Genomic DNA, 4,613 nt, shown 5'->3' on the forward strand with positions numbered 1-4,613 from the left:
TGCAGGTGCCGGACGTCCGGTTCCGCTCGTTCGACGACGCCCAGAAGATCCTGGAGCAGGCGGGCCTGAAGGCCGACCGCGACGGCGGCCGCGGGCGCGGCAACGGCGGCGGCGGCTTCGACTTCGTCTTCCAGCAGGACCCGGAACCGGGCACGTTCGTGGCGAAGAACTCCAAGGTCAAGCTGAAGGGCTTCGGGGGATGATCGGCAGCCGAGGCCGCGTGACGGGCACGATCGGCCCCGGCCTCATCGGCGAGGTGCTCCTGAACGTCCGGGGCGGCACGGAGGCGTTCTACGCGTACCCGGCCGACCCGGAGGAGACGTTCACGTCGGGGACGCAGGTGCTCGTGGTGGACTTCGAGCCGCCGCGGACGGTTTACGTCGAACGGTGGCAACCGCTGAGCCGCTGACGGCGTCGAAGAGGCACCAACACACCCACAACAGAACAGAGCGAGGGGGTCGGTGCCATGAGCCTCGTGGAAATCCTGCTGGTTTCCGCCGGTGGAGTCATCGCCGTGCTGATCGTCGTGTTCGGGATCCTGCGGCTGCTGTACAAGGTCGCCGAACCGAACGAGGCGCTGATCATCTCCGGGCTCGGCGTCCGGGTCGACCGGGCCGAGACCGCGGACAGCCTGGGCTTCAAGATCATCACCGGGCGCGGGGTGAACGTCATCCCCGGGTTCCAGACCGCCCGGCGGCTGTCGCTGGACACCCGCGGCGTCAACCTGCAGGTCTCCTGCGTCACCAAGCAGGGGCTGCCGGTCACCGTGCGGGCCGTCGTCATCTACAAGGTCGGGGACGACTACGCCTCGATCGCCAACGCCGCCCGCCGGTTCCTCGACCAGCAGAAGGGCATGAACGACACGATCCACGAGCTCTTCTCCGGCCACCTGCGCTCGATCGTCGGCGGGCTGACCATCGAGGAGATGATCCACAACCGGGACGCGCTCACCGGCGAGGTCCGCCAGTCCTCGGCCACCGAGATGATCAAGCTGGGGCTGATCGTCGACTCGCTGCAGATCCAGGAGATCGACGACGAGTCCGGCTACATCAACAACCTCGGCAAGCCGCACGCCGCCGCGATCGCCGCGTCGGCGCGCATCGCCGAGGCGCAGCGGGACCAGGAGGCCGCCGAGGTCGAGCAGGTCTCGGCCGCGAAGAAGGCCGCCGCCGTCCGGGAGAGCCAGATCCAGCAGGCCGGCTACCAGGCCGAGGTCGACCAAGCGCGGGCGAAGGCGTCGCAGTCCGGTCCGCTGGCCGAGGCGACCGCGCGCCAGGAGGTCGTCGTCCAGGAGACGCGCGCCGCCGAGCTGGAGGCCGCGCTGGCCGAGCAGCGGCTGCAGTCGCAGGTCCGCAAGCCGGCCGACGCGAAGGCGTACGACACGCGCACCACGGCCGACGCCGCCCGTGACGCCTCGATCGCCAAGGCGCAGGCCGAGGCGCGGGAGACCGAGCTGCGGGCCGCGGCGGACGCGACCCGCGTCAAGACCGCTGCCGAGGCCGAGGCGCAGGCCACGAAGGCCCGCGCCGAGGCGATGGCGGGCGCGACCCGGGCGACCGGTGAGGCCGAGGCCGCCGCGGCCAAGGCTCGCGGCCTTGCCGAGGCGGAGGCCGCGAAGGCGAAGGGTCTCGCCGAAGCGGAGTCGGCCCGGGCGAAGGGCCTGGCCGAGGCGGACGCGATCAAGGCGCGTGCGGCGGCGCTGGCGGAGAACCAGGAAGCCGTCGTCGCGCAGCAACTGGCCGAGCGCTGGCCGGAGATCGTCGAGGCGGGCGCGAGCGCGTTCGGCAACATCGACCACATGGTCGTGCTCAACGGCGCCGACGGCATGTCCGACATGTTCGCCAAGGCGCTCTCGCTCGGCGGAACCGGTCTCGGCCTGGCCCGGCAGCTCATGGACGCCATGGGCAAGCCGGCCGGGCAGGAGCTCGACGAGGCCGCGCGGAAGAACGGCGAGCTCAAGCTGAGCGACTAGCACGTCACGCTGCGTACGGCCCTTGTGTCCCGGATCACCGGAAGCAAGGGCCGTACCCCCGATCGGGGGCGGAAATTCCCGGGCGGTTGTCCTACCGTGGGCGCATGGTGCCGGACAGCGTGTCGCGGGCCGCCCGATGAGCAGTTTCTTCACCGGCGGTCCGCGCGAGCGTCCCCTGTTCCCCGTCCCGGAACAGGAGCTCTACGCGTTCAACGGGCGGCACTGGACCGACCCCCCGCGCGAGCACATCGTCCCGGCCGTGCTGTCGTGGGCGCAGCCGCTGGGCCGCTCCGAACGCACGGTGGTCGCGCTGCGGGCCATCGAGGTGTGGCCGCAGGCGCTGACCCTCCGCATCACGGTGTACTCCCGGGACAGCCTGGTCGACGACCCCGCCGAGGGCCTGATCGACCACCGGCGCAAGCCCGACTACAACGGGCTGCTGATCGGCGTGCTCTACGCCGACGGCAGCCGGGCGAGCTCCGAGACGATCTCGGTGCCGTCCGCGTCCGAACCGGAGGCCCCGGTGCTGCGGGCCCAGCCGGTCGGCGGCACGCGGTTCGCCGTCGAGCACGAGGTCTTCCTGTGGCCGCTCCCCTCGGCCGGCCCGCTGAAGCTGGTCGTGCAGTGGACGGACCGCGAGATCCCGGAGACGCACACGACGCTCGACGGCGGCGCGATCCGCTCCGCGGCGAACGACGCCGCGGAAATCTGGCCGGGTCTCGGCCGGCGGCAGGTGAACGGCCTGCCGGTGCGCCGCGTGGGCAAGCAGGTCGCGCTCACCCCCGATTGGGGGCCGCCGTCCGGCCAGGCGGAAGCACCCCGGCCTGCTCCGGAGAACGAACCTCCTTCTTGATCTGTGAGCCCGGGCACCGCGGCCCGGGGTATCTCGAATGGATGAACGGGGCCGCTCGTTAGCGTGGTGGAAACACTTCGACCACCCGGCCGTCATGTCGGGCTGGTGCAGTGGGTTCCTTCCCTTCCGACGCACGTGGCCGTGCGCCCCCCGCGAACCCGGAAAGGTCGCCCATGGCAGGCTCGCCGCTCAGCGCACTCGACGTCGCTTTTCTGTGCCTGGAAAGCGAAACCACTCCGATGCACATGGGAGCGGTGGTCACCTTCACCGCTCGCGGCCCGGTCGACCCGGCCGCGTTGACGACGGTGCTCGCGCAGCGGGCCGCCCGGTTGCCGAAGCTGCGCCAGCGGGCGCGCGCGGAACTGTTCCCGCCCGGCTCGGCCAGCTGGAGCGACGACCCGGGTTTTGTTGCGGGCAACCACATTCACCACGTCGTGTTGAGTTCGCTGTACGAGCCGGACCCGCTTGCCGCGTACGCGTCGCGCTGGATCGCCGAGCCGCTCGACACAACCCGGCCGCTGTGGCACCTGACCCTGGTCACCGGGCTGCCGGACGGGAAGTTCGCGCTGCTGCTGAAACTGCACCACGCGCTGACCGACGGCGCCGGGGCGTACGCGGTGGCGGCCGGGCTGCTCGACGGCGTCGAGCTGCCGGAACGGACCGCCGCGCCGGCCCGCCCGATCCCCGCGCCGCGCTCCACTTTGGACACGGTGAAGGACGCGCTGGGCACGGTGTGGGGCCAGGCGAACGAGGCCGCCGGGATCGCGTCGTCGCTCGTGCGGGCCGCGCGCCCGCCGCTCTCGCCGGTGTCGGCCCCGCCGTCGGCCGAGCGGCGCCTCGGGTTCGCCCGGCTGCCGCTGAGCGAGCTGCGCCGGGTGCGCCGCGCGCACGGCGGCACGACCAACGACGTCGTTCTGGCGGTGCTGGCGGGGGCGCTGCGCGAGTGGCTGGTGAACCGCGGGCAGCGCGCCGACGGCCGCACGCTGCGCGCGCTGATCCCGGTGAGCGTGCGCGGCCGGGCGGCCGGCCAGCTCGGCGGCAACAAGCTTTCGGGCTACCTGTGCGACCTGCCGGTCGGCGAGGACGACCCGGTCGAGCGGCTGCGGGTGGTCCGCCGGGCGATGACCCGCAACAAGGCGGCGGGCCCGAGCCGTGGCGCCGGCGCGCTGCCGCTGCTCGCCGACCGCGTTCCGCCGCTGCTGCACCGGCTGGGCACCCGCACGGCGGGCCACGCCGCGCCGATGCTGTTCGACCTGGTGATCACGACGGTCCCGGTCCCCCCGGCCCAGCTTTCGCTCGGCGGCGCCCGGCTGGCGGAGGTCTACCCGTTCGTGCCGCTGGCCCCGCGCCACGCGGTGGGCATCGCGGTCGCCACCTACCGGGATTCGGTCCACATCGGACTGCAGGCCAACGGCGCGGCGGTGCCGGACGTGGGCTCGCTGCGGGACGCGGTCCTGAAGTCGGCGGCCCGGCTGCTCGACGCTTCCTAGCGGCGCTCGACGCCGCCTGACGCCCGGATCAGCGCCTGCGCGTCCTCGCGCCGGCTGCGGGTGGCGTCGCCGACGCGGTGACCGTGCGCCGGTGATCAGCGTGCAACCGGGGGCCAGGGGTCGCGCGGAGGCGATCACCCTGGCTCGTACCGCCGCTGCCGGAGCTCAGCCGCGGAGCATCTCCGCGACCAGGAACGCCAGCTCCAGCGACTGCTGCGTGTTCAGGCGCGGGTCGCAGGCCGTCTCGTAGCGGCCCGACAGGTCGACGTCCGAGATCTCCTGGGCGCCGCCCAGGCAC

6 protein-coding genes are annotated in these 4,613 nt (G+C 72.9%); 5 read left to right on the forward strand and 1 reads right to left on the reverse strand.

All coding sequences use genetic code 11. The features are described 5' to 3' along the window. The 5 genes from CCN39_RS43575 to CCN39_RS43595 form a co-directional block, all read left to right on the forward strand. Positions 1-203, forward strand: a 203-nt coding sequence (locus CCN39_RS43575) for a PASTA domain-containing protein (protein WP_143264382.1), incomplete at its 5' end; no start/stop codon positions are given. 17 nt (positions 204-220) lie between these two features. Next, on the forward strand, positions 221-409 hold the full coding sequence (locus CCN39_RS43580) for an NfeD C-terminal domain-containing protein (RefSeq protein ID WP_244211281.1): 189 nt from the start codon (positions 221-223) through the stop codon (positions 407-409). Between the two features lie 57 nt (positions 410-466). Then, a complete protein-coding gene (locus CCN39_RS43585; RefSeq protein ID WP_086852535.1) occupies positions 467-1,972 on the forward strand; it encodes an SPFH domain-containing protein in 1,506 nt (501 codons plus the stop codon). Between the two features lie 136 nt (positions 1,973-2,108). After that, on the forward strand, positions 2,109-2,825 hold the full coding sequence (locus tag CCN39_RS43590; protein WP_086852537.1) for a hypothetical protein: 717 nt from the start codon (positions 2,109-2,111) through the stop codon (positions 2,823-2,825). A 173-nt stretch (positions 2,826-2,998) separates the two neighbouring features. Then, positions 2,999-4,315, forward strand: coding sequence for a wax ester/triacylglycerol synthase family O-acyltransferase (locus tag CCN39_RS43595; RefSeq protein WP_086852539.1), 1,317 nt, complete (start codon positions 2,999-3,001; stop codon positions 4,313-4,315). A gap of 165 nt (positions 4,316-4,480) precedes the next feature. On the opposite strand, the gene CCN39_RS43600 is transcribed toward CCN39_RS43595, so the two are convergent. Next, positions 4,481-4,613 (reverse strand): 3-deoxy-7-phosphoheptulonate synthase (locus CCN39_RS43600; RefSeq protein ID WP_143264383.1); only part of this gene is annotated, 133 nt, incomplete at its 5' end.

Origin of the sequence: Amycolatopsis kentuckyensis (assembly GCF_002155975.1) — a bacterium.
Taxonomy (GTDB): domain Bacteria; phylum Actinomycetota; class Actinomycetes; order Mycobacteriales; family Pseudonocardiaceae; genus Amycolatopsis; species Amycolatopsis kentuckyensis.